The 19,795-nt window shown below is 73.0% G+C and carries 17 protein-coding genes; 7 read left to right on the top strand and 10 right to left on the bottom strand.

Annotated elements, in window-relative coordinates:
- The first annotated feature begins 1 nt into the window (after nucleotide 1).
- The 3 genes from IEY93_RS29515 to IEY93_RS29505 all read left to right on the top strand — a co-directional run bounded on the left by IEY93_RS29515 (nucleotide 2) and on the right by IEY93_RS29505 (nucleotide 3,088).
- Nucleotides 2-946 (top strand): ROK family glucokinase, encoded by a 945-nt coding sequence (locus IEY93_RS29515; protein WP_189166414.1) that lies wholly within the window; start codon nucleotides 2-4, stop codon nucleotides 944-946.
- A gap of 171 nt (nucleotides 947-1,117) precedes the next feature.
- Entirely contained in the window at nucleotides 1,118-1,855 is a 738-nt protein-coding gene (locus IEY93_RS29510; RefSeq protein ID WP_189166413.1) for an endonuclease/exonuclease/phosphatase family protein, read from the top strand.
- Between the two features lie 24 nt (nucleotides 1,856-1,879).
- Entirely contained in the window at nucleotides 1,880-3,088 is a 1,209-nt protein-coding gene (locus tag IEY93_RS29505) for a hypothetical protein (RefSeq protein WP_189166412.1), read from the top strand.
- 66 nt (nucleotides 3,089-3,154) lie between these two features.
- Here the strand turns inward: IEY93_RS29505 and IEY93_RS29500 are convergent, their stop codons facing one another.
- Nucleotides 3,155-3,619 (bottom strand): hypothetical protein, encoded by a 465-nt coding sequence (locus IEY93_RS29500; protein ID WP_189166411.1) that lies wholly within the window; start codon nucleotides 3,617-3,619, stop codon nucleotides 3,155-3,157.
- Nucleotides 3,620-3,773: 154 nt separating this feature from the next.
- Nucleotides 3,774-4,529, bottom strand: coding sequence for an alpha/beta hydrolase (locus tag IEY93_RS29495; RefSeq protein ID WP_189166410.1), 756 nt, complete (start codon nucleotides 4,527-4,529; stop codon nucleotides 3,774-3,776).
- A gap of 195 nt (nucleotides 4,530-4,724) precedes the next feature.
- On the opposite strand from IEY93_RS29495, the gene IEY93_RS29490 reads away from it, so the two are divergent.
- Nucleotides 4,725-5,489, top strand: a complete 765-nt coding sequence (locus tag IEY93_RS29490) for a lysophospholipid acyltransferase family protein (protein ID WP_189166409.1) — start codon at nucleotides 4,725-4,727, stop codon at nucleotides 5,487-5,489.
- Nucleotides 5,490-5,530: 41 nt separating this feature from the next.
- On the opposite strand, the gene hypF is transcribed toward IEY93_RS29490, so the two are convergent.
- The 3 genes from hypF to IEY93_RS29475 form a co-directional block, all read right to left on the bottom strand.
- A complete protein-coding gene (gene hypF / locus IEY93_RS29485; protein WP_229691577.1) occupies nucleotides 5,531-7,927 on the bottom strand; it encodes a carbamoyltransferase HypF in 2,397 nt (798 codons plus the stop codon).
- 119 nt (nucleotides 7,928-8,046) lie between these two features.
- Nucleotides 8,047-9,042, bottom strand: a complete 996-nt coding sequence (locus IEY93_RS29480; protein ID WP_229691576.1) for a Gfo/Idh/MocA family protein — start codon at nucleotides 9,040-9,042, stop codon at nucleotides 8,047-8,049.
- A gap of 205 nt (nucleotides 9,043-9,247) precedes the next feature.
- Entirely contained in the window at nucleotides 9,248-10,288 is a 1,041-nt protein-coding gene (locus IEY93_RS29475) for a LacI family DNA-binding transcriptional regulator (protein ID WP_189166406.1), read from the bottom strand.
- A 315-nt stretch (nucleotides 10,289-10,603) separates the two neighbouring features.
- Here IEY93_RS29475 and IEY93_RS29470 point away from each other — a divergent pair, with 315 nt between their 5' ends.
- Nucleotides 10,604-12,649: a cellulose binding domain-containing protein gene (locus tag IEY93_RS29470; protein ID WP_189166405.1), complete on the top strand. Its 2,046-nt coding sequence runs from the start codon at nucleotides 10,604-10,606 to the stop codon at nucleotides 12,647-12,649.
- Nucleotides 12,650-12,839: 190 nt separating this feature from the next.
- A complete protein-coding gene (locus IEY93_RS29465; RefSeq protein WP_189166404.1) occupies nucleotides 12,840-13,688 on the top strand; it encodes a cellulose binding domain-containing protein in 849 nt (282 codons plus the stop codon).
- A gap of 176 nt (nucleotides 13,689-13,864) precedes the next feature.
- On the opposite strand, the gene IEY93_RS29460 is transcribed toward IEY93_RS29465, so the two are convergent.
- A complete protein-coding gene (locus IEY93_RS29460; protein ID WP_189166403.1) occupies nucleotides 13,865-14,269 on the bottom strand; it encodes a type II toxin-antitoxin system VapC family toxin in 405 nt (134 codons plus the stop codon).
- Entirely contained in the window at nucleotides 14,256-14,543 is a 288-nt protein-coding gene (locus IEY93_RS29455) for a type II toxin-antitoxin system Phd/YefM family antitoxin (protein WP_189166402.1), read from the bottom strand. Before IEY93_RS29455 ends, IEY93_RS29460 begins: the two co-directional genes overlap by 14 nt.
- Before the next feature lie 324 nt (nucleotides 14,544-14,867).
- On the opposite strand from IEY93_RS29455, the gene IEY93_RS29450 reads away from it, so the two are divergent.
- Nucleotides 14,868-16,229, top strand: a complete 1,362-nt coding sequence (locus IEY93_RS29450) for an MFS transporter (RefSeq protein ID WP_189166431.1) — start codon at nucleotides 14,868-14,870, stop codon at nucleotides 16,227-16,229.
- Nucleotides 16,230-16,357: 128 nt separating this feature from the next.
- Here IEY93_RS29450 and IEY93_RS29445 read toward each other — a convergent pair whose 3' ends face one another.
- The 3 genes from IEY93_RS29445 to IEY93_RS29435 form a co-directional block, all read right to left on the bottom strand.
- Nucleotides 16,358-17,422: a mechanosensitive ion channel family protein gene (locus tag IEY93_RS29445; protein ID WP_189166401.1), complete on the bottom strand. Its 1,065-nt coding sequence runs from the start codon at nucleotides 17,420-17,422 to the stop codon at nucleotides 16,358-16,360.
- 194 nt (nucleotides 17,423-17,616) lie between these two features.
- Nucleotides 17,617-18,927 (bottom strand): FMN-binding glutamate synthase family protein, encoded by a 1,311-nt coding sequence (locus IEY93_RS29440; RefSeq protein WP_189166400.1) that lies wholly within the window; start codon nucleotides 18,925-18,927, stop codon nucleotides 17,617-17,619.
- A gap of 6 nt (nucleotides 18,928-18,933) precedes the next feature.
- A complete protein-coding gene (locus IEY93_RS29435; protein ID WP_203967842.1) occupies nucleotides 18,934-19,674 on the bottom strand; it encodes a protein glxC in 741 nt (246 codons plus the stop codon).
- Nucleotides 19,675-19,795: the final 121 nt, after the last annotated feature.

Here is a 19,795-nt window from a genome sequence, read left to right as displayed (position 1 = left end):
AATGGCGCTGACGATCGGCGTTGACGTCGGTGGCACCAAGATCGCCGCCGGGGTCGTCGACGAGAACGGCCACATCGTGGAGAACCTCCTGCGGCCGACGCCCGCCGACGACCCCGACAAGGTGGCCGAGGCGATCGCCGAGGTGGTGCTCGACCTCGCCGGCCGGCACGACGTCGAGGCCGTCGGCCTGGGCGCGGCGGGCTTCGTCGACGAGACCCGGTCGATCGTCCGGTTCGCCCCGAACCTCGCCTGGCGCGAGGAGCCGTTGCAGAAGGCCGTCGCCGAGCGGGTCAACATGCCCGTCGTCGTGGAGAACGACGCCAATGCCATGGCCTGGGGCGAGTACCGCTTCGGTGCCGGGCGCGGCGAGAGCCACGTGGTGTGCATCACCGTCGGCACCGGCATCGGCGGCGGCCTGGTGTTCGGCGGCGCCCTCTACCGCGGCCGGTGGGGCATGGGCGCCGAGATGGGTCACATGCAGGTCGTCGCCGAGGGCAGGCTGTGCGGCTGCGGCAACCTCGGCTGCTGGGAGCAGTACGCCAGCGGCAACGCCCTGGTCCACGAGGCGCGGCTGATCGCCGAGGCCCAGCCCGGCCGGGCCGCCCGGCTGATCGAGCTCGCCGGGGGAACGACGGCGGACATCGAGGGCAAGCACGTGACCGAGGCGGCGAGAGACGGCGACGACGCCGCGCTGGCGGCGTTCGCGTCCATGGCGCAGTGGCTCGGCCAGGGCATGGCCGACCTCGCCGCCGTCCTCGACCCGGGCCGCTTCATCCTGGGCGGCGGCGTGTCCCGCGCCGCCGACCTGTGGATCGACGACGCGCGCGCCGCGTACGGGCGCGCGCTGACCGGCCGTGAGCACCGCCCGCACGCCGACATCCGCGTGGCCGAGCTCGGCGCGTCCGCCGGCCTGGTCGGCGCCGCCGACCTCGCCCGTCATCCCTGACCGGTCCGCGCCCGCCGCGGCGCCCGGTCACCCTCGTGGTGACCGGGCGCCCGGCCGGTCCGCTGCGCCGGTCCGCCTCGCTTCATCGGTTCGCCGGCGCGACCCGATGCCATGGGTCCCAGCCGTTCCATCCGCTTCATCCGCTTCATCCGCCCGAGGACGTCCACTTCCATGGTGATCCGCGTCGGCACCTACAACGTGCGGTCCATGTACGACGACACCGCCGCTCTGGCCCGGGTCATCAGGGCCATGGCGCCGGACGTCCTGTGCGTCCAGGAGGCCCCGCGGCTGCTGGGCTGGCGGCGCAAGCGCGCCATGCTCGCCCGCTCCGCGGGTCTGCGCGTCGTCACCGGCCGGCGGTGGGGCGGCGTCGCCGTACTGGCCGATCCCGGCACGCGGGCCGTGCACGCCGAGAGCCACCTGCTGCGGCCGTTCGCCGGGCTGGAACGGCGCGGCGTCGCCGTCGCGGTGGTCGAACGCGACGGCGCGGCGATCACGGTCGCCTCCGTCCACCTGGACCTGCACTCCGCCGCCCGCCTGTGCCACGCCGTGGAGATCATGGACATCGCGAAGGACGTGGCCCGGCGCTTCGGCGCTCCCCTGGTGCTGGCCGGAGACGTCAACGAGCAACAGGGCGGGCCCACCTGGACCTACCTCACCCGCACCCTGGCCGACTGCTACCCGCTCGCCCCGCGCGGGGACGGGCTGACCTTCACCGCACGAGCGCCGGGAAAGCGCCTGGACGTCGTGCTGGCCGCGTCCGGCATCGCGGTCCGCTCGTGCGGCGGTGTGGAGGAGGCCGCCGCCGCCGACCTGTGGGCCGCCACCGACCACCTCCCCGTCCTGGCCGAGCTCCTCGCGAGCCGGCCGGCCGGGGCGGGGACACTCGGGGAGCTCACGCGCGCCTGATGGCGGGGGCCGTACGATCTACTCATGTCCCGCCGCCTGCCGCGGCGTGCGTTGTCGTTGTGCGTGCTGCTGACCGGCGTGCTGACCGGTTCCCTCGTCCGCGCCACGTCCGAAGCGCACGCGCACGCCGAGCCGCCACGCCCGCGCGCCGCCGACCGCGGGCCCGCCGGGGTGTTCCAGGAGTCGGCCACCGCCCGCCTGCAGAGCGACGGGTCACTGTCCGACGTCGCCGGGCTGTCGAAGACCGACATCTGGGCCGTCGGCCAGGAGGACATCTGGGAGGCATGGCAGAACCGCAGTGTGATCACCCACTGGGACGGCGCCGCCTGGACGGAGGCGGGCATCCGCAACGACGCCTCCGGCGCCGGGCACCTGCGGTCGGTCGCCGCGGCGAAGGCCGGCGAGATCTGGGCGGTCGGCGAGGGCCACGACGGCCTGCCCTACGTCGTGCGGGGCGACGGCTCGGTGTTCGACCGGGTGAGTGTCCCGCAGCTCGGCTCGGGCGACTGGCTCGGCGCGGTCGCCGCCGTGCCGGGCCGCATGGTCGCCGTGGGCGGCCGGGACGACACGAGCGGCGAGACCGGCGCGCGTGTCCGCTATCCGCTCTTCGCCACCGCGACCGCCAAGGGGTGGACCGCCGTGCGCGCCAAGACGCCCGGCACGCTGTACGGTGTCGCGCTGACCCGCAAGGGCGAGGGCTGGGCGGCCGGCGACGGCGCCGGCCATCCGCTGATCATGCGGCTGTCCGGAAGCGCCTGGAAGCGCGTGGCCCTGCCCGACGTCCCCGGCGGCTACCTGCGCGACATCGCGATGGACGGGCCCAAGAAGGCGGTGGCCGTGGGCGGCGTCTACCGGGACGGCGAGATCTCGCCGCTGATCCTGGAGTGGAACGGCAAGCGGTGGCGGCGCGCGTCCGTGCCCGAGCGGCACGCCGAGCTCTACGGCGTCACCGCGGACGGCAAGGGCCACTTCTGGGCGTCCGGCTTCGACCCCGCCCACCCACGGCAGGCGTACCTGCTGCGCGGCGGGCAGAGCTGGCGGGTGGTGCGCGGCGCGACCACCCCCACACCGCGCACCGTGCGCCTGCAGGCCGTCACCCACGTCGGAGACCTGACCCTGGCGGTCGGTCACGTCGTCGACGCCGCCGGCCGCTACACCGACATCATCGAACGCTTCCTGCCCACCACCGCCAAGGCCGCGGCCACCACGTCCGGGACGGGCGGCTCGCGCTAGCTCCGGACGAGCCCGCTCGCGCCGTCCACGGCGGTCTGCGGCGCCCGTCCCTGTGGCGCCGGGCGGTCAGATGACCGCGCCGTCGTCCCAGCCGGAGCCGGGGGGCGGGCCGTCGCCCATGCGGACGATCAGCGCGACGAAGCCGCCGATGAACGCCGCGATGGCGGCGAAGACGATCCAGCCGTCCATCGGCCACGACAGCAGCGCGGCCAGCAGAAGGTAGGCCGGGCCGCCGAACAGCGCCACCCAGGCGATCTTGGTGCCGGGGTCCATCTTGGGCAGCGGAGGCGGCGGGGGCGGGATGAAGTGGTCGCCGTCGTCGTCCTCGGCGGCGGCCGGCTCGCCGCGCCCGGCCTCGGCGTCCTCGGCGACCTCCGCGGGGACCTCGGCCTTCACCGCCTGGAGGGTGTCATCGGCGCCGACGTTCTCCCGATCGGGCCACGGCTGCGCGCCCGCGGTCGGCTCGGCGGTCTCGTTGAAGGAGGCGACGATCTGACGCCAGACCTCGTCCTCATCGCTCTGTGGCGTCACCGGTGCCTTCGATTCGTTCCTGTGCTCATGGGCGCGCTCGCTGGGTGGCTCGTGCTGTGCTGACCGTTGCTCGGCGGATCGCTCCTGGTCGCTCGCTGGGGGGCCGCCACGGCTCGCCGCCTGACGCGGGCCTGGGGCCGGGGCAGGATCAGTCTCAACGCAAGGGTACCGACGCGTGGGCCCTGATGAAGTCGAGGCTCCCCTGGAAAATGTCCGGTGCGTCGTTGTCCAAGGTCGCGACGTGGTAGCTGTTGAGGCACTCCTGTACGGTCAGGTTGTCGCCGAGCACCTTGCGCAACAGCTGGACGCTCTCGGGCTTCACCACGTGGTCCTCGGGGCTGTGGTAGACGAGCACGGGCTGGGTGATCAGATGGAGCTCGGACTGCACCAGCGACCAGAGCCGGGGGAGCGTGGCCGCCGCCCTGACCGGGGTTCGGGTGTAGCCGACCTCGGCCACCCCTTCCTTCTTGATGTCGCCCGCCACCCCGGGCACCGAGGCGATCACGAGCTTCAGCAGCGGGGCGAGCTTAAGCAGGGGCGCGTCGTTCACGATGGACGGGTTCACCACCACCACTCCCCGCACCGACGCGCCGTGCACCTCCGCCAGCCTCAGGGCCATGCACCCGCCGAGCGACAGCCCCATGACGAAGACCTCGGCGCACCGGCCGCGGAGGGTCTCGAACGCCCGCTCCAGCTCGGCGAACCAGTCCTCCCAGCGCGTACGGTTCATCTCCTGCCAGGTCGTCCCGTGGCCGGGCAGGCGCGGCAGCGAGACCGTCAGCCCGGCCGCCGCCAGGTGCCGGGCCCAGGGGCGCAGGGCCTGCGGCGTGCCGGTGAAGCCGTGGCAGAGCAGCGCCCCCACCTGGCCACCGTCGTGCTGGTAAGGCTCGGAACCGGGCATGAGCGGCATGATGGGTTCCTCTCCTGGTGCGGCTCGCCTGATCGTCGCACGATCAGGGGGCTTCCCGCGAGGTCCGAGCTCCCCGGGTGTCGCGGGCGGCCCCGACCAGCACGAGTAGGTGACGCGGCGCGAGCATGCGAAGATGACGCCACGCTTCCACACAAGCTTCGTAACGTCCGCGTGAGCCGGAGAAGGGGTGCCCAAGTGCTCTACTGGGTGGTGAAGGCCATTCTCGGTCCCATCCTTCATCTGGTCTTCCGCCCTTGGTGGGAGGGCGCGGAGAACGTCCCCAGGGAGGGCCCGGCGATCCTGGCGGGCAACCACCTGTCGTTCGCGGACCACTTCTTCGGCCCGCTGCCCCTGCCGCGCAAGGTCACCTCGCTGGGCAAGGCCGAGTACTTCACCGGCCGCGGCCTGAAGGGCCTGGCCAGCAGGCTGTTCTTCACCGGGGTGGGCACGGTGCCGATCGACCGGTCCGGCGGCAAGGCCAGCGAGGCGGCGCTGCGCACCGGGCTGCGCATCCTGCGGGAGGGCCACCTGCTCGGCATCTACCCCGAGGGCACCCGCTCCCCGGACGGCCGGCTGTACAAGGGCAAGACCGGAGTCGCCCGGCTGGCCCTGGAGGCGCGGGTGCCGGTCATCCCCTGGGCGATGGTCAACACGTTCGAGATGATGCCGACCGGCCGGCCGCTGCCGAGGATCGGCATCCGGCCCGGCATCAGGTACGGCAAGCCGCTGGACTTCTCCCGCTACTACGGCATGGAGGAGGACCGGCTGGTCCTGCGCGCGGTGACCGACGAGATCATGTACGCGCTCATGGAGCTGTCCGGTCAGGAGTACGTCGACAAGTACGCCGCGAGCGCCAAGGTCGAGATGGCGCGCGCCGCCCGGAACGCCGCCAAGGCGCAGGAGGCCGGGCGCGGCGGAGACCCGGAGCGGCCGGAGCAGGCCGGCGGCCCGGACGCCTGACCCGCGCGGAGCCGGTGCCACCTCGGCACCGGGTCCGATCGTCAGCTCCGGTCGCACTCGCCCCGGCCTTGGCCGGCGGCGGCCACGGCGACCTGGCCCAGGCTGATCCCGCCGTCGTTGGGCGGCACCCGCCGGTGGCGCAGCACGGTGAACCCCCGCTCCTCCAGCAGGGCGGTCGCCCGCTCCAGCAGCAGCACGTTCTGGAACACCCCGCCGGACAGCGCGACCGTGGCCAGCCCGGTGCCCTCGCGCACCCGGTCGCAGCCTTCGGCGATCATCCCGGCCACCCCGTTGTGGAACCGCGCCGAGACCAGCGGCGCCGCCACCCCGGCGCGCACGTCCTCCAGAGCGGCCTCCACCAGGTCGTGGCCCATCGCGACGAACGTCTCGCCACCCGCGGGAAGGCGCCCGCCGTCGACCTCCAAGGCGCCGGAGACGCCGTCGGTGAGCAGGCGGCAGGGGTGGGCGCGCCGTTCGGCCGGGTCGGCGAGCTGCTCCAGTTCGACGGCGGCCTGGCCTTCGTAGGTCACCGCGTCCCGTCCGGTGACGATCGCCGACACCGCGTCGAACAGCCGGCCGGCGCTGGAGGTCGGCGGCGCGTTCACCCCGCGCGCCGCCATCGCGGTCACGGCGTCCCACAGCGCCGCGTTGCGCGCCCGCACGCCCCACCCGGCGGGCGCGGCGTCACCGAGGTAGGCGGCGGCCATCCGCCAGGGCTGCCGGACGGCCGCGGCGCCGCCCGGCAGCGGCACCGGGGCCAGGTGCCCGGCCCGCCGGAACCAGGCCGGCCCGGCGACCAGGAACTCCCCGCCCCACAGCGTGCCGTCGGTGCCGTACCCGAGGCCGTCGAAGGCGACCCCGATCACCGGTCCGGCGGCCCCGTTGTCGGCCAGGCAGGAGGCGATGTGCGCGTGATGGTGCTGGACGCCCACCGGCACGGTGTCCTCGCGGTCCAGCGCGTACTTGGTCGAGAGGTACTCCGGGTGCAGGTCGTGCGCCACCACCTCCGGGCGGACGCCGAACAGCCGCTCGAAGTGCCGCACCCCCTCGGTGAACGACCGCAGGGTCTCGTGGTTCTCCAGGTCGCCGATGTGCTGCGAGACGAAGGCGCGCCGCCCGCGGGCCAGGCAGAAGGTGTGCTTGAGCTCGGCACCGCAGCCGAGCACCGGCCGCAGCGGGCCGCGCGCGAGGGGCAGGGGAGCGGGGACGTGGCCCCGGGAGCGGCGCACGGGCAGTTCGGCGCCGCGGAAGACCCGCACCACCGAGTCGTCGGCGCGGGTGTGGATCGGCCGGTCGTGGGTCAGAAAGGCGTCGGCGAGACCGGACAGACGGGTGAACGCCGCCTCGTCGGTGTGGGCGATCGGCTCGTCGGAGAGGTTGCCGCTGGTCAGCACGATCGGCTCGGCGAGGCGCCGCAGCAGCAGGTGGTGCAGCGGCGAGTAGGGCAGCATGACGCCGAGCTCGCGGGCGCCCGGTGCGACCGCGGGGGCCACCGGGGCGTCCGGGCGCCGGCCCATCAGCACGATCGGACGGGACCGGCCGGTCAGCAGCCGTTCCTCCTCGGGGCCGGTGACGCACAGCCGCCGCACCGCGGGCAGGTCGGGCACCATCAGGGCGAACGGGCGGTCCTCGCGGCGCTTGCGCGCCCGCAGCCCGGCGACCGCCCGCTCGTCGCCGGCCGATGCCGCCAGGTGGTAGCCGCCGATGCCCTTGATCGCGACGATCCGTCCGGCGCGCAGCAGCGCCACCGTGCCCGCCACCGGATCGCCGGGAACCTCGCACAGGGCCCCGGCCCGCGGGCCGTCCAGGCGCTCGTGGCCCGATGCCGATGGCACGCCGGGGGAGGCGGTGGCCGCGGGCGCGAGGAGGCGCAGGCGCGGGCCGCACGCCGGGCAGCACACCGCCTGCGCGTGGAAACGCCGGCTCGCCGGGTCGTGGTACTCCCGCGCGCACTCCTCGCACATGGGGAAGGACGCCATCGTGGTGCCCGCCCGGTCGTACGGCGAGGACAGCACGATGGTGAACCGCGGTCCGCACGCCGTGCAGTTGACGAACGGATGCAGATGCCTGCGGTCGGCGGGGTCCCACAGCTCGCGCAGGCACTCGTCACAGGTCGCCACGTCCGGGGAGATCAGGGCGCGGCCGTTGCCCGCGCCCGCGCTTGCGACGATGCCGAACCCCGGCTCGCCGGTGACCGGGATCACCCGCGAGGTGACCCGGTCGACCACCGCCAGCGGGGGCGGGCTGTCGCGCACCGCGCGCACGAACGCCGAGACCGTGCCGGCCGGCCCCTCCACCTCGATGAACACGCCGCGCTCGTCGTTGCCCACCAGCCCGCACAGGCCGAGGCCGGTGGCGAGCCGGTGGACGAAGGGGCGGAACCCCACGCCCTGGACGACGCCGTCGACCCGGACCTCGGCGCGGATGCATGACCTCACCTGATCAGTCTCGGCGTCGCCCCGGCGTCGATCAACGAACCCCGCCGCCACGCCACCGAGCCGGTGCTGGCCGGCCCGAGGGGCCGCGGGCATGTGGCCTCGCGGGTTTGACCGATCGGCTACTCCCGCGCGGGGACGCCGGAGGGCGGGGCGGCGAACCGCGTGACCTGCTCGCGGGCGCGGTCGAGCAGGCGCGCCATGGCGATCGTGTCGTCCAGTGGCATGATCTCGCTCTCGGCGCGTCCCTCGGCCAGCGCGTCGCGGACCTCCCTGATCTCGCCGGCGTACCCGTTGTCGGCCTCGCCGATGACGTGCTCCTCGGGCTCGCCGGACGGGCCGTGCAGCACCAGGCGCCGGGTCGCGAAGAACGGCGAGGTCAGCTCGGCGCGCAGCGTCGTACCGGTCACCGTCGCGGCGTTGGACAGCGGGCTGAGCAGCGAGGTGTCCAGCAGCGCGCGAGCGCCGTCGTTCCAGGACAGCAGCAGCCCGGCCTCGGCGTCCACGCCGTCCGCCGACAGGGAGCCGGTCGCGGTCATCGCGTCCGGCTCGCCCAGCAGGAACTGCGCCAGCCCCATCGGGTAGATGCCGAGGTCGAGCAGAGCGCCGCCGCCGAGCGCCGGGTCCCACAGGCGGTGCGCCGGGTCATAGGGCGCGGGGAAGCCGAACGACGCCGCCACCGAGCGCACCTCGCCGAAGCCGCCGTCGCGCACCAGTGCCCGCACCCGCCGCACCAGCGGGTTGAAGCGCATCCACATGGCCTCCATCAGGAAGACCCCGGCCTCGCGGGCCAGCTTGACCATGCGTTCGGCTTCGGTGGCGGTCAACGCCAGCGGTTTCTCGCACAGCACGGCCTTGCCGGCGGCGATGGCCAGCTCGGCCACCTGCAGGTGCAGCGAGTGCGGCGTCGCGACGTAGACGGCCTCGACCTCGGGGTCGAGCACCAGCTCGGCGTAGGAGCCGTACGCGCGCGGCGCGTCCAGCTCGGCGGCGAGCGCGCCCGCCCGGCCCGCGTCGCGGGAGCCGACCGCGGCGACCCGCATGCCCGGCTCCGCGGCGATCACCCGTCCGACGGTGCGCGCGATGCCGCCGGTGGCGGCGATGCCCCATGAGAGCACGACTGTTCCTCCTGAACTGCTGGATCTCCGTGGCCGGGAGGGGATGCCTGAACGCAACGCCCGGCCGGGGGAGGTGGGGTGGGTGGACATCGGGGATGGATGGATGTGCGGGGGGGCGTCACCGTGCGGCGGCGACGACGGCGCGATGGACGAGGCGAGCCGTCAGGTCCTGGTGGGGGCCATTACGGGAGAAGACGATAGGCGGTCAGGCACGGCGGGTGGACTCGCGGGCGATGAGCTCGGGCTGGAACATGATCTGCTGGTGGGCGTGGCTCTCCGGATTGTCGCATTCGTCGAGCAGGAGCTCGGTGGCGATGCGCCCCAGCTTGCAGGTGGGCTGGCGGATCGAGCTGAGCGACACCGCGGACGCCGCCGCGAAGTCGATGTCGTCGTAGCCGACCAGGGCGACGTCGTCGGGGACGCGGACGCCCGCCTGCGTCAGGCCGCGCAGCAGCCCGAGGGCGAGGAGGTCGTTGGCGCAGAAGACGGCGTCCGGCAGGCGCCGCCCCGACACCAGCAGCTCGGCCGCCCGCTGGCCGGTCCGCGCGTTCATCGCCGGCATCTCGGTCACGTCGAGGGCCCGCGCGGGGTCGAGCCCGGCCGCGGCGATCGCCTGCTCGGCGCCGCGCATGCGGTCGAGGCACTGGCGGATGGTGAGCGGCCCGGTGACGTAGCTCAGCCGGGTGGCGCCGCCCTCCAGCAGGTGGCGCGCGGCGGCCTGTCCGCCGGTGATGTCGTTGACCGCGACCGAGCACTGGTCGGGCCGGTGCGCGGGGTGGTCGACCAGTACGACGCTGATGCCCCGGTCGCGCACGACGTCCAGCCGGCCGGGGTCGTCGTCGGAGGGGGTGATCAGTAACCCGCGCACCCGCTGCTCGGCGAACACGCGCAGGTTGCGTTCCTCCTTGACCCGGTCGCCGGAGGAGTTGCCGAGGATCACGGCGTACCCGAGCGCGCTCGCGACGTCCTCCACCCCGGCCGCGATGTCGGTGAAGAACGGGTTGCCGATGTCGATGACCGACAGGCCGATGGTGCGGCTGTGGCCGGCGCGCAGTGTCGAGGCCGAGCCGTGGCGGACGAACCCCAGCTCGCGGATCACCTGCTCGACGCGCGACCGGGTCGAGGGGGCGACCTTGTGCGGACGGTTGAGCACGTTGGACACCGTGCCGGGGGAGACCCCCGCCTGCGCCGCGACCTCCTTGATGCTCACGGTGCTGCCGGCGCTCCCGGCGCTCCCCCTGGACATCCGGCTCCCCCTATGGTCGGCGTTCACTGAGACGTGCCAGGACGGCCGGCGCCGGATCCCGGTACGAATATCCCACGAGGCGTCGAAAGGGGTCGCACGGCCGCAGTGCCGCCGCCACCCGGCACCGGCGGCGCCCTCCTGAGGTCCCTGCGATGCCCGAGCCGGGAAACCGCAGGCCGGAAGGGCGCACGGCCGGGATGCTGACGCTGTGCAGTGAAACTTTCACGGCCGGTTGACGGGTGAGGCCGGCGAATCGCAGGATCATGGGGCCTCCCAGCCGGGAGGGTGCCGCCACCGTCCCTGATGAGGTCCCGCATGTCCCCGTCCCTGTTACGAGCCGGGTCCGCCGTCGTGCTGGCGTTCGTCGCGCTGACGGCGCCCATCGCGCCCGTCGCGCACGCAGACGAGGTCCCCCCGGTCACGGTGACCGTCAACGCCCGCGCCGCGCTCGCCACCGTCCCCGAGACCGGCATCGGCGTCAACCACGCCATCTGGGACACCGCCCTGGGCTCCGACCAGACCGCCGACCTGCTCAAAGCCGCCGGCGTGAAGCTGCTGCGCTATCCCGGCGGGTCCTACAGCGACATCTACCACTGGGCCACCCACACCGCCCCCGGCGGCTACGTCGCCCCGAACACCGACTTCGACACGTTCATGAGCGGCGTGCGCCGCACCGGCGCGCAGCCCATGGTGACCGCGAACTACGGCACCGGGACCGCCGAGGAGGCCGCCGGCTGGGTCCGCGAGGCCAACGTCGTCAAGGGCTACGGGGTCAAGCTCTGGGAGATCGGCAACGAGAACTACGGCAACGGCCACTACGGCACCGCCTGGGAGGCCGACGACCACGCCGACAAGAGCCCGGCCGAGTACGCCCGCCAGGTGGTCGCCTACGCCGACGCGATGAAGGCCGTCGACCCGACCATCAAGATCGGTGCGGTGCTCACGACCCCGGCCAACTGGCCGGACGCGCTGGTCGGCGAGGGCGATGCGGGGAGCTGGAACAAGGTCGTCCTGGCCGGCGCCGGATCCAAGATCGACTTTGTGATCCTGCACTGGTACCCCGGCGCGCTGGACAGGACCGGCCATGTCGCCGACCTGATCCAGCTCACCCGCCGGCAGATCGCCGCGTACGCCGGGCCCGGATCCGAGCGCATCGGCATCGCGATGACCGAGTTCAACACCGGCAGCAGTAGCAACGGCACCAACACCCAGCCGGGCGCGCTCGCCGCCGCCGACTCCTACGCCACGCTCCTGGCCAATGGCGTGTTCACCGTCGACTGGTGGAACACCCGCAACGGCATCGGCGCCGTCAAGGAGGTCGAAGGGCACACCGACTACGGCGACTTCGGCCTGCTGTCCAGTGGTTCGTGCACCTCCGACGGCAGCGTGTGCGAACCGGCGCTGAACACGCCCTTCGCGCCGTACTACGCGCTGCAGATGACGAGCAGGTTCGCCCGGCCCGGCGACCAGTTCGTCAAGGCGGCCAGCGATCAGCCCGCCGTCGCGGCGCACGCCGCCCGCCGCCCGAACGGCGACCTCGCGGTGATGCTGATCAACACCTCGTCCGCCACGTCCTACCCGGTCACCCTCGGCTACGCGGGGTTCAGCCCCGCCGCGGGAGCGCCCACGGTGCTCACCCACACCAACGGCGCCACCGAGATCACCAGTACGACCGCCGGCAGCGCCACCGCCCAGACCCTGCCTCCGCTGTCGCTCACCACGATCATCCTGCGTCCCTCCGGGACCCAGACCGGGCTGCCGGCCGCGCCGGGGCAGCCGTCGGCCACGGACGTGACCGACACCGCGGCCACCATCTCCTGGCCCGCGTCCCCCGGGCAGGCATCGCTCAAGTACGAGGTCCACCGGCAGGTGGGCACCAACACCGAGCAGCTCGGCGAGACCACCGGCACCTCCTTCACCGTCCACAACCTCAGGCAGGGCACCGGGTACACGGTCAACGTGATCGCCAGGGACGGCGCCGGCCGCACCTCGTGGGCCTCCCCGCCGCTGACCTTCACCACCGGCACCCCGGCGTCCAGCTCGTGCACGGTGAAGCTGACCGACCAGACCGACTGGGGCAGCGGCTACGTCGGCTCCATCGAGGTCACCAACAACGGCGCGCCCCTCAGCGGATGGACGCTGGACTTCGCCTGGCCGCGCCCGTGGCAGAGCCTGGGCAGCGGCTGGGGCGCGACCTGGACCGAGAACGGCTCGAAGGTCAAGGTCGTCAACGACCCCGCGTCCCCCACCCTGGCCACCGGCGCGACGGCCACGGTCGGCTATGTCGGCAACTACAGCGGCCCGAACGTCCTGCCCGCCGTCTTCACCCTCAATGGCATCACCTGCACCACCACCGGGTAGCCCGTCGCCTGGGCGGCTCCGCGACCTTCCCCGGCGCGGGCCCGCCCAGGGCCGTACGGCTCTGTGAAAGATTCATGGGCGACCAGTGCGTCAGGGCACGGGGAGGGGTGGCCGCTTTACGGGAGGGCGTGGCTGTCCCACGCTCGCTGTGAAAGGTCATCGCCGTCGTGCACCGATAGCAGGGGGACCGATGAGATTCCGCACGCCGCGTTCGTGGGCGGTCCTGGCCGCCACGTTATTCGCCCTCGCCCTGGCCGTCGTCTCCGGGGGGTACACCGCCTCGGCGACCTCCGTCCGGGTCGCCCCGAAGGTCGGCACCGGGCTGTGGTCGACGCAGACTCCCATCCCGAGCCCGTCGCCCACCGGCGACACCGTGCCCCCGTCGAAGCCGACCGGTCTGCGGGACCGCTGTTCCAGTGACTACGTGGGCGTGGTGTTCTGCTGGGATGCGTCCACCGACAACGTCGCGGTCGTCGGCTACGACGTCTACCGCGAGGGCGCCGCCGGGTACGTCAAGATCGGGACGGCCTTGGGCCCCGGCTTCGGCGACAACGACGTGGTGATCGGGACATCCTACACCTACATCGTGGTCGCCAGGGACGCGGCGGGCAACGTCAGCGAGCCCTCCGACCCGCTGCGCGCCCTGGCCCGCGACACCAGGCCCAACCCGAGCCCCTCGCCGACCGTGACGCCTCCGCCGGCCCTGCAGTGCCACGTGACGTACAAGTACACGGAGTGGCGGAACGGCCAGAACGCCGCGGTCACCGTCAAGAACACCGGCACGAACCCGATCAGCGGCTGGACGCTGGCCATCAAGCCGGGGCCGCGCGCCCTGGGCCTCATCTCGGGCTACGGGGCGCGGTGGAGCCAGACCGGTACGTGGCTCAACGCCCAGAACCTGTCCTGGAACCGGGTCATCCCGCCCGGCGGCTCGGTACGGATGGGCTTCACCGCCACGTTCATCGGCACGACCCCTCTGCCGGAGTACTACCTGCTCAACGGCGTGAGCTGCTCCTCCGACACCGGCCCCCGCCAGTAGGCGGCCTCAGCGAAGGAGGGCGGGCTCTGCCGGCGGCAACGTCTGCATCCCGCCCTCGCGTCCGGCCGAGCCGCTGACGCGGCGCGCCACCCGATGTGCCACCAATGTTCGCCGAGCGTGGATCCCTATATGAACCGCCCGGCCTCTAGCGGATGCGTCGGTGCGGTGGGGCGAGGTCATACCGCTACCACGGTGAGCAGGCTCTCAAGCCCCTTGAAGTCATCGGCGTTGCGCGTGTAGAGAGGCAGACCGCGCACGGACGCCACCGCGGCGATCATCAGGTCCATTCTCCGGGGCCGGGGGTTGCGCTCCGCGGCGATCGTGAGGGCCACCAGGGTGCCGTAGCGGGCGGCGGCGTCGCCGTCGAACGGCAAGGGTTCGAAGTCGGTGACGGCTGCTCCCAGTACCTCCATGCGGGTGGCCCTGGTCGCCGCGTCTTTGGCCATGGCCACCCCTTGGTGCAGTTCGGCGAGGGTGACCGCCGTGATCTCAGGAAGGATCGGCAACCGGGACGGGTCGAGCACGCCCAGGTCGATGTAGGCGCAGGTGTCCAGCACCCCCGACTTGTCACGCGGGGCCACGGCCGCGCATCCAGGGATCGTCGTCGTCGCTCAGGCGCTCCTCGTCTCCGAAGAGCTCGTCGGCCTCCTGGCGCATGCGCTCGTGATCTACCCGTGGCAGCCCGCGGTGACGGGCGACGAGTTCCTCCGCGGTGAGGGGGCGTCTGCGAGCAAGGGGCCGCAACTCGGCCACTTCAACGCCGTTTCGGGTGATGTGGTACACCTCCCCGGCCTCAACCGCATCCATCACGGCCGCAGAGTTGTTGCGGAACTCTCTCTGTGTGATCGTTTTCATGGAATCAAGTGTAGCCCGCTGAGACACACGGTGCTATCGCTGGTGGGCGGCTTTGGTCGGCGGCGGAACGAGGGATGCGCGTCCGGTCGGCCTGATGTGGACGGGTGGGTGCGGGAGGCCGTGGTGATCTAAGGGTATGTATCGTGCTTTGGCGGATATTCGGCTGAAGACGATCGGGGGCTGTCGGTGAGTGGACCGGCTTCGGGGGACGGTACGACCGGCGAGGAGGCCTCCGGCGCCGGAAAGAGGCGACCGGAGGGCCGGGTGCGGGCGCCGGGGCTGGTGGTGGCGGTGCTGGCCTCGTGCGGCATCGTCGTGTCGCTGATGCAGACCATCGTCGTCCCGCTCATCCCCGACCTGCCCCGCCTGGTGAACAGCACCCCGGCGAACGCCTCCTGGATCATCACCGCCACCCTGCTCGCGGCCGCGGTCTGCAACCCGGTCAGCGGGCGGCTCGGCGACCTGTACGGCAAGCGCCGCGTCCTGCTCGTCAGCCTCGCCCTCATGGTCGCCGGGTCCCTGCTGTGCGCGCTGTCCACCGGGCTGCTACCGGTGGTCGCCGGGCGTACGCTGCAAGGCTGCTCCATCGGGGTGATCCCGCTCGGGATCAGCATCATGCGCGACGAGCTGCCACCCGAGCGGCTCCCCTCGGCCATGGCGCTGATGAGCGCCACCCTGGGCGTCGGCGGGGCGATCGGCCTGCCGCTGGCCGCGTTCATCGCCCAGCACGCCGACTGGCACATGCTGTTCTGGCTGTCGGCCGCCGTCGGGGCCGTCGCCCTGCTGCTGGTCGCGCTGGTCGTCCCCGAGTCGCCGCTGCGGTCCGGCGGCCGCTTCGACGTCCCCGGCGCGATCGGGTTGTCGGCGGGCCTGATCTGCCTGCTGCTGGCCATCACCAAGGGCGGCGACTGGGGCTGGGGGAGCGGGCCGACCCTGGGCCTGCTCGCCGCCGCCGTGGCCGTCCTGCTGGCGTGGGGCTTCATGGAGCTGCGGGTCCGCGCGCCGCTGGTGGATCTGCGCACCACGGCCCGCCGTCCGGTGCTGCTGACCAACCTGGCCTCGGTGGTGGTCGGCTTCGCGATGCTGGCGATGTCCCTGGTGCTGCCGACGCTGCTGCAGAGCCCGCCCGAGACCGGGTACGGGTTCGGCCTGTCGCTGGTCGAGGCGGGGCTGTGCCTGGCGCCGGGCGGCCTGGTGATGATGCTGCTGTCGCCGCTGTCGGCCCAGGTGTCCCGCAGGTGGGGCCCGAAGGTCACGCTGATCGCCGGCACGCTGGTGATCGCCGCCGGTTACGCCCTCACGCTCGGCCTGATGCGCTCGGTCTGGCAGGTGGTGGCCGCCGCGTCGGTGGCCGCCGCCGGTGTCGGCCTGGCGTACGCCGCCATGCCCGCGCTGATCATGTCCTCGGTGCCGCCCTCGGAGACCGCCGCGGCGAACGGCCTGAACGCCCTCATGCGCTCGATCGGCACCTCGGCCTCCAGCGCGGTCACCAGCGTCGTGCTGGCCCACATGGTCCTGACCACCTCTGGGCCCTACCGGCTGCCTTCCCTGCAGGGCCTTCAGGTCGCGTTGCTGATCGCCTGCGGGGTGGCTCTTCTCGGCGCGCTGATCACCTCGTTCATCCCCGGCCGTCCCCGCCCCGCCCGAGACCCGCTCACCCCCGACCTCGCCCGCTCCACCGGCTGACCGCCCGCTCCGGCGGACACCACGGGTCAGGTCGCGGACGAACCTGGCCACTGACCGGCGGCGGTACGGCACCGGCTCCGCGATCGTCGGTGATCCGGTGGCCTGGCCGCCGGAGCGGGGGCGGGGGGTCAGGCGATGGTGGTGACGCGGTCCTGGGTGACGTCCTTGGGGCCGGGCAGGAGGACTGTGCGGATCGAGGACGGGATCTCGATCTCTTCGGCGCGGTAACGCGCGTGCAGGCGCTTGATGAACTCGTGGATGATGAGGTAGCGGGCGGTGTACTCGGCCGCCCGCAGGATCACCGAGAATCCGATGCTCGACTCGCCGAAGGTGTGGTAGCGGACGACCGGCTCGTGCTCGGGCACCGCGCCCTCCACGGTGAGCATCACCTCGCGGCCCACCTCCAGGGTGATGCGTTCCACCAGTTCGAGGTCGCTGTCGTAGCCGACGCCGACCTGGACGACCACGGAGGAGTCCTGCCGGGGCTGGTGGTAGTTCGTCAGGATCGCGTCGGCGAGATGGGAGTTGGGGACGATCACGATGTTCCCGGCCAGCTGCTGGACGGTGGTGTTGCGCCAGTTGATGTCGACGACGTGACCGTCCTCCCCACTGGCCAGGCGGACGAAATCGCCCGGCTGCACCTTCTTGGAGGCCAGGATCTGGATGCCGGCGAACACGTTGCCCAAGGTGTCCTGCAGGGCCAGCGCGATGGCGAGACCGCCCACACCCAGCGCGGTCAGCACCGGAGTGACGGAGATCCCGATGCTCTGCAGGAGCACAAGGACGCCCACGCCGATGATGAGCACCCGCGTGACGTTGACGAAGATGCTCGCCGACTGCGCGACGCCGGACCGCGAGAGGGTGATCGAGCGGACCAGCCCGGCGGCCAGGCCGGCGATCGTCAGCGCGACGGTGAGCACGATCACCGCGAGCAGGACGCGGTCCACGAACTCGCGGACCGGTGATCGCAGCCGCAGCAGCTCCGCCGCCCACCAGGCCCCGGTGATCGCCGTGGCCGGCAGTGCGACGCCTCTCAGCAGGTTCCACCACAGATCGTCCCACGATGTCGCCGTCCCGGCCGCCCGCCGTGCGAGGCGGCCGAACATGGCGCGCAGCGCGAGGCCGGCGAGTACGCCGCCCACCACGCACGCGACCGCGGCGAGAACGGCTGCGACGCCGGCCTGGTCAGTCATCGGCGATCCCGCCGGTCAGCGGCGAACCTGCCCGTTTCCCCGAGGCGGCGGCGCCGGAGACGCCGGCGGCCGGTCCGCATGCCCGCGTCCACGCATGGACGCGACTTGTTTCGATGCTCACGGGACCAAGATCATATCAAGGGGCTTGACGGATGGATGACCGTGGCGCCGCCATGGGCCGGGGCCTTCCGGGATCAGGTGATCGGGGTGCCGGGGATCCAGGACGTGCCGGCCAGGGGGACGCGGGCCATCGCCGCGGCCTCCACCGTGAGGGCGACCAGGTCGTCGGTGCCGAGCTGGTGCACCGACGACTTGCCGCAGGCCCGGGCGAGCATCGTGGCCTCCTTGGTCAGGGCGCGCAGGAAGTTCGCCACCCGCTCGGCGCCGAAGTCCGGGTCCAGCCGGTCGGCCAGCATGTCGTCCTGGGTGGCGATGCCGACCGGGCAGCCGCCGGTGTGGCAGGCGGTGCAGGAGCCGGGGACGGTGCCGAGCGCCCGGTAGCCGAGGCTGACGTCGGCGCCGGTGTCGTCGGAGGGGGAGTTGCAGCCGAGCGCGATGAGCGCGGCCACCCCGACCGAGACGGCGTCCGCGCCGAGGGCGAGCGCCTTGGCCACGTCGGCGCCGCTGCGGATGCCGCCGGAGACCACGAGCTGCACCTGGCCGTCCATGCCGAGGGTGCGCAGCGTGTCGGCGGCCACGCGGGTCGCGGCGAGCGTCGGGATGCCGGTGTGCTCGATGAACACGTCCGCGGCGGCCCCGGTGCCGCCCTGCATGCCGTCCACCACGATGACGTCGGCGCCGGCCTCCACCGCGTGCCGTACGTCCGGGGCGACCCGGGAGGCGCCGATCTTGACGTAGACCGGGATGCGCCAGGCGGTGACCTCGCGCAGTTCCTCGATCTTCACCCGCAGGCCCTCGGGCCCGGCCCAGTCGGGATGGCGGCTGGCCGTGCGCTGGTCGACCCCCTCGGGCAGGTCGCGCATGAACGCGACCGGGGTGGTGACCTTCTGGCCGAGCAGCATCCCGCCGCCGCCCGGCACGGCGCCCTGGCCGAGGACGATCTCGACGGCGTCGGCGGCGCGCAGGTGGTCGGGGTCGAAGCCGAAGCGCGAGGGCAGGCACTGGTAGACCAGCGTCTTGGCCGAATCACGCTCGACCGGCGCCATGCCGCCCTCGCCGGTCGTGGTCGAGGTGCCGGTCATGGTGGCCGCCCGGCCGAGCGCCTCCTTGGCGGCGGACGACAGGGCGCCGAACGACATCCCGGCGATGGTGATCGGGATGTCCAGGACGACCGGCTCCTCGGCGTGCCGCGTGCCGAGGATGGTGCGGGTGTCGCAGCGTTCGCGGGGGAGGTCGGGCGCGCCGGACAGGCCGGCGGGCAGCAGGAGCAGGTCATCGAATCCGGGCGTCGCGCGCCGTGCGCCGAGGCCGCGCACGGCGCCGCCGCCGAGCCTGGCCCGCTCCTGGATCTGCGCGATCACCTCGGGGGAGAAGGTGTGGCTCATGGTCGCTCAGTACGTCCCGTGGTCGTGCCGGGCTTGCATACGGTACATACGGCGTGAGGATACGACCTTGGTCACGCTCGCCGGGGTCACGTGGTCGAACCCGCACCCGTCGGCGAGGACCTTCACGAACGTCACGTCGTGCTCGTCGATCTCTTCGACGACGGCTCCGTTGCCCAGCCCGTTGACCTTCCCGCCGACGTAGACGACCGCCTCGATCAGCGACTCGCCGAGGCACGGCCCGGTGTCACCGCCGACCAGGATCACTCCGGACTGCGCGAGGAACCCGCAGTAGGCGCCCGCGTCGCCGCCGATCGCCAGCGTCGCGCCCTTGAGCGAGATGCCGGCGTGCGAGACGCAGTCGCCGTCCACCACCACGACCCCGCCGCGCGCGGAGGCCGCGGCGCTGCGACCGGCCGAGCCGCGCACGTGGACCTCGCCCGACATGAGGTTCTCTCCGGCACCCGCCCCTGCGGGCCCGTTGACCGTGATCCGGGCCTCTTTGCCCAGCCCGCCCGCGTAGAAGCCCGCGGGGCCGTCGATCTCCACCTGGATCGCCGCGGCCAGGCCGACCGCGAGGTTGTGCCGCCCGGCCGGGTTGCTCACGAGGGCCCGGCCGCCCGGCAGCGACTGCAGCGAGCGGTTGATCTCCCGGGTGGTCAGGGCGCCGGCGTCCAGGGTCAGAACGGTCCCCGGCTGAGCCCCATGCCATCCGGCCCGCTGGTCGGGCGGATGCGGCGGGGACGTCATCGCGCGCCTCCTGTTGACAGCCGTGTATGGGTGCCTGTCAGGAGTGAAGCGGAGCAATGTTGCCGATGTGATGCCCATGGATGACCACAGTGTTACCGGTGGGCCACTATTCCCTTCCAGC

Origin of the sequence: Sphaerisporangium melleum (assembly GCF_014646695.1) — a bacterium.
Lineage (GTDB): Bacteria > Actinomycetota > Actinomycetes > Streptosporangiales > Streptosporangiaceae > Sphaerisporangium > Sphaerisporangium melleum.
This window is presented reverse-complemented; position numbering and strand designations above follow the sequence as displayed.

What these genes read in the sequence shown, in the direction of transcription:
- IEY93_RS29515 (WP_189166414.1), top strand. Translation starts at nt 2, where the DNA reads ATGGCGCTGACGATCGGCGTTGACGTCGGTGGCACCAAGATCGCCGCC.
- IEY93_RS29510 (WP_189166413.1), top strand. Translation starts at nt 1,118, where the DNA reads ATGGTGATCCGCGTCGGCACCTACAACGTGCGGTCCATGTACGACGAC.
- IEY93_RS29505 (WP_189166412.1), top strand. Translation starts at nt 1,880, where the DNA reads ATGTCCCGCCGCCTGCCGCGGCGTGCGTTGTCGTTGTGCGTGCTGCTG.
- IEY93_RS29495 (WP_189166410.1), bottom strand. Translation starts at nt 4,529, where the DNA reads ATGCCGCTCATGCCCGGTTCCGAGCCTTACCAGCACGACGGTGGCCAG.
- IEY93_RS29475 (WP_189166406.1), bottom strand. Translation starts at nt 10,288, where the DNA reads ATGTCCAGGGGGAGCGCCGGGAGCGCCGGCAGCACCGTGAGCATCAAG.
- IEY93_RS29470 (WP_189166405.1), top strand. Translation starts at nt 10,604, where the DNA reads ATGTCCCCGTCCCTGTTACGAGCCGGGTCCGCCGTCGTGCTGGCGTTC.
- IEY93_RS29465 (WP_189166404.1), top strand. Translation starts at nt 12,840, where the DNA reads ATGAGATTCCGCACGCCGCGTTCGTGGGCGGTCCTGGCCGCCACGTTA.
- IEY93_RS29455 (WP_189166402.1), bottom strand. Translation starts at nt 14,543, where the DNA reads ATGAAAACGATCACACAGAGAGAGTTCCGCAACAACTCTGCGGCCGTG.
- IEY93_RS29450 (WP_189166431.1), top strand. Translation starts at nt 14,868, where the DNA reads ATGCAGACCATCGTCGTCCCGCTCATCCCCGACCTGCCCCGCCTGGTG.
- IEY93_RS29445 (WP_189166401.1), bottom strand. Translation starts at nt 17,422, where the DNA reads ATGACTGACCAGGCCGGCGTCGCAGCCGTTCTCGCCGCGGTCGCGTGC.
- IEY93_RS29440 (WP_189166400.1), bottom strand. Translation starts at nt 18,927, where the DNA reads ATGAGCCACACCTTCTCCCCCGAGGTGATCGCGCAGATCCAGGAGCGG.
- IEY93_RS29435 (WP_203967842.1), bottom strand. Translation starts at nt 19,674, where the DNA reads ATGACGTCCCCGCCGCATCCGCCCGACCAGCGGGCCGGATGGCATGGG.